The sequence below is a fragment of the Nitrospinota bacterium genome, from assembly GCA_009873635.1.
Lineage (GTDB): Bacteria > Nitrospinota > Nitrospinia > Nitrospinales > VA-1 > LS-NOB.
The window spans coordinates 17,185-20,827 of record WAHY01000017.1 but is presented as its reverse complement, the minus strand read 5'-3'; the positions used below and the strand labels follow the sequence as shown (position 1 = coordinate 20,827).

5 protein-coding genes are annotated in these 3,643 nt (G+C 43.4%); all 5 read left to right on the top strand.

Annotation, left to right across the window (positions count from 1 at the left end; all coding sequences use genetic code 11):
- Positions 1-1,740, top strand: a 1,740-nt coding sequence (infB, locus tag F3741_09980) for a translation initiation factor IF-2 (GenBank protein ID MZG31112.1), incomplete at its 5' end; no start/stop codon positions are given.
- A 23-nt stretch (positions 1,741-1,763) separates the two neighbouring features.
- Positions 1,764-2,060 carry a DUF503 domain-containing protein gene (locus F3741_09975; protein MZG31111.1) on the top strand — a complete coding sequence of 99 codons (297 nt, stop codon included), beginning with the start codon at positions 1,764-1,766 and terminating at the stop codon, positions 2,058-2,060.
- Between the two features lie 22 nt (positions 2,061-2,082).
- Positions 2,083-2,445: a 30S ribosome-binding factor RbfA gene (gene rbfA / locus F3741_09970; GenBank protein MZG31110.1), complete on the top strand. Its 363-nt coding sequence runs from the start codon at positions 2,083-2,085 to the stop codon at positions 2,443-2,445.
- Complete coding sequence (gene truB, locus F3741_09965; protein MZG31109.1) at positions 2,408-3,349, top strand: tRNA pseudouridine(55) synthase TruB; 942 nt, start codon at positions 2,408-2,410, stop codon at positions 3,347-3,349. Before rbfA ends, truB begins: the two co-directional genes overlap by 38 nt.
- 126 nt (positions 3,350-3,475) lie before the next feature.
- On the top strand, positions 3,476-3,643 hold a 168-nt coding region (gene rpsO, locus F3741_09960), incomplete at its 3' end, for a 30S ribosomal protein S15 (protein MZG31108.1).

Below are 3,643 nucleotides of genomic sequence, written 5' to 3'. Positions count from 1 at the left end.
CTTGTTCAAATTGGTGAAAACACGCCTGTAAGGGACTTGGCAGAAAAACTAAAATGCACCCCGAATGACGTCATCAAAGAGCTTATGGTCTTCGGTATCCTGGCCAACATCAACCAGACTTTAAATTTCGACCTAGCGAGTAAAGTTGCTGACAAACTCGGGTTCGAGGTTGAACTGCAAATTGAAAAATCTGAGTTGGATTTCTCTGAAGAGGAAGACGACAACCCCAAAGACCACACCGCCCGGGCTCCCATTGTAACTATTATGGGACATGTTGATCACGGTAAAACATCTTTACTGGACGCCATCCGTAAAACTGAAGTGACTAAATTTGAAGCTGGTGGAATCACTCAGCATATTGGTGCTTATCAAGCACACATTAAAGGTTCCGCTATCACCTTTCTCGATACACCTGGGCATGAAGCCTTTACCGCTATGAGGGCCAGAGGTGCGCAGGTAACAGATATTGTCGTTCTGGTTGTCGCCGCCGATGACGGAATCAAACCCCAGACAAAAGAAGCGGTCCATCATGCTGAAGCCGCTGGAGTTCCAATTCTTGTTGCCATCAACAAGATAGACAAGGCCGACGCAAAACCTGATGAAGTAAAAAAACAGCTGGCAGACCTTGGCCTTCTTCCTGAGGACTGGGGCGGGCAAACAATTTACGTTGAAGTTTCTGCTCTAAACGGAACAGGCATAGACAACCTGCTGGAAAACCTGCTCCTGCAAGCGGAAATTATGGAGTTGAAAGCCAATCCGAAACTCCTGGGCAAAGGAGTTGTAATAGAATCCAAACTGGATAAAGGGCGTGGACCTATAGCCACCTTGATCATAGAAAGAGGCACCTTGAAAGTTGGCGAACCTTTTATTGTTGGATGTTATTTTGGAAAAGTTCGAGCTCTTATTGACGACAAGGGTAAAAAAATTAAAAAAGCCTTTCCCTCAACTCCTGTAGAAGTTGTGGGTTTACCAGATGTTCCTCAACCCGGGGACCACTTCATGGTGGTTCGGGACGAGAAAAAAGCACGACAACTCAGCAACCTGAGACTACAGGAACAACGGGAAATCCAATTGGCCAAATCCACCAGAATTACCATGGATGATTTGCATCAGCAGATCATTGAAGGTCAAATCCAAGAACTCAATCTGATTATCAAGGCAGACGTCCAGGGATCGATTCATGCTGTTCAAGAAGCATTCGATAATCTTGGAGATAAGGAAGTTCGAATTAAATGTATTCACGATGCGGTAGGAGGTATCACCGAATCGGACGTTCTCCTGGCCAGTGCGTCTAACGCAATCATTATTGGTTTTAACGTGCGCCCCACAGACCAGGCTTCAAGACTGGCCACTCGGGATAAAGTAGACATTCGCCTCTACAGCATTATTTATGATGCCATAAATGATATGAAACAGGCCCTTGAGGGTATGTTGGCACCAAAATTCAAAGAAAAAATTATTGGCAAGGCAGAAATCCGCGAGGTGTTTACAATTCCAAAAATAGGCACCATCGCAGGTTGCCATGTCCTTACCGGAAAGGTTGAGCGCAATTTGGAGGCCCGACTGATTCGAGATAATGTAGTGGTCTACCAGGGAAAGATTGCCTCCATTAGAAGATTTAAGGATGATGTAAAAGAAGTTGCCGCAGGATACGATTGCGGTATTTCAATCGAAAAATTTCAAGATGTGAAACAAGGTGACGTGATCGAACCGTTTATTCTGGAGGAAACTGCAAACTAAAATGCGGTTTTCAGCTAAGAAAGATGATCATTGGCTGTTGTTCCATTAAATTTTATTTACACGGAAACAGATCATTAAAAGGTAAGCGTCAGGTTGTCAGATCAATAAAAGACCGGCTCAAAAACAACTTCAATGTTTCTGTTGCAGAAGTTGGAGACCAGGATAATTGGCAAAGTCTTCATATTGGTATCACCGCTGTAGGATCTGACCGCCCATATATGGATGGGTTGATGACAAAAGTCGTTGATGCCATTGACAGGATGAACCTTGCTGAAATCACTGACTGTAAAACCAAAACCATGAATCTTGGTTCCGAGTGACTTTGAACATAAAGGTTTTTTCATGCGTTTCAAGCGTTCTCAAAGAATTCAGGAGCTCCTGCTTGAAGAAATATCCAAGCTGATTCAGAGCGGTTTAAAAGATCCTCGGATAGGTTTTACCACTGTCACCAAGGTTGAGGTTTCTGACAACCTCAAACACGCGAAAATATTTGTCAGCGTAATGGGATCTGAGCAGGAAAAAGCAGACACCCTGGAAGGTCTAAAAAATGCTAAAGGCTATATTCGTAATACGCTAGGGAAGAATCTTTACTTAAAATACCTTCCTGAGCTGGAATTTCGTCGGGATGACAATGCCGATCATGTTGAAAAAATATCAAGGATACTCAATGGGCTGCACTCTGAACCAGGTGGTCAACCTCTATAAACCGTCTGGCCCCTCTTCTTTTTCCATGGTTAAGTCGGTCAAAAAGATTCTGGGCGTCAAAAAAGCCGGACATATTGGTACCCTGGACCCCATGGCAGAAGGTGTTTTACCAATTTGCCTGAACCAATCTACCCGAATTATTCAGTTTCTTAGCCCTTTATCCAAGCATTATCAATGCACTATGGTTCTGGGAACCGCTACAGACACCCAGGACTCGACTGGAAAGGTGGAATTTGAAGGAAATCCTTCCAAAATCACAGAAACAGAGATCCGAGAGCTGCTGAAAACCTTCATTGGGGAGCAGAAACAGCTCCCCCCGATGTACTCAGCCAAGAAAAACAAAGGAATTCCTCTTTACAAATTAGCTAGAAATGGTATTACTATCGAGAGAGAATCCGTCTCAGTTCATTTTTATTCCATTGATTTTATTAATATGGAAGAAAATCGGGTAGAATTTGAAGTGCATTGCTCTGCGGGAACTTACATCCGCACCCTTTGTCATGATATAGGTCAAAAGCTTGGTTGCGGTGCGCATATGTCGGGATTGATCCGAAAACAGGTAGGAGTGTTTGCTAAAAGCACTTCCATCAGTCCTGAAGCGTTGGAAATGGCAAGTAAATCCGGGAACCTAGCTGACAAGCTTTTTACAGTAGAAAAAGCTTTAGAGTTTCTTCCCGAAATCCGTATCAAAGATGATTTCGTGGAACCTGTTGCCAACGGCAATGCTCTGCCAAAGTTTTCATTAAAAGCTTGTCCAGAAACGTTTGAACCCGGGATAATGATGCGAGTTTGCAATGGCAGCGATAAAGTGCTTGCTGTCGTTGAACCCCTCGTCAATCGGAGCCAGTTGGAGCAAATGGCACCAGAAGATATAGCGTTTAAATTAAAACGTGTTTTAATATAGTTTTTGAGTATAAAAAATTTAAAGGAAAAAGATTGGAGTGTTTTCGCAGGGGCACTAACCCAATAGTGCCTCTACTAAAACATTTTCCAATCGTTTTCCCATACTTAACGAGTTGGAGAAAAAAACATGGGATTGAATGCAGAACAAAAAAATACTGTCATTACAGATTACAAGCTTCATGAAAAAGACACGGGGTCTTCAGAAGTGCAGATTGCGCTGCTGACTAAACGCGTCACCTATTTAACCGAACACTTCAAGACGCACTCCAAAGACCACCATTCCCGGCGCGGATTA

What these genes read in the sequence shown, in the direction of transcription:
- F3741_09975 (MZG31111.1), top strand. Translation starts at nt 1,764, where the DNA reads ATGATCATTGGCTGTTGTTCCATTAAATTTTATTTACACGGAAACAGA.
- rbfA (MZG31110.1), top strand. Translation starts at nt 2,083, where the DNA reads ATGCGTTTCAAGCGTTCTCAAAGAATTCAGGAGCTCCTGCTTGAAGAA.
- truB (MZG31109.1), top strand. Translation starts at nt 2,408, where the DNA reads ATGGGCTGCACTCTGAACCAGGTGGTCAACCTCTATAAACCGTCTGGC.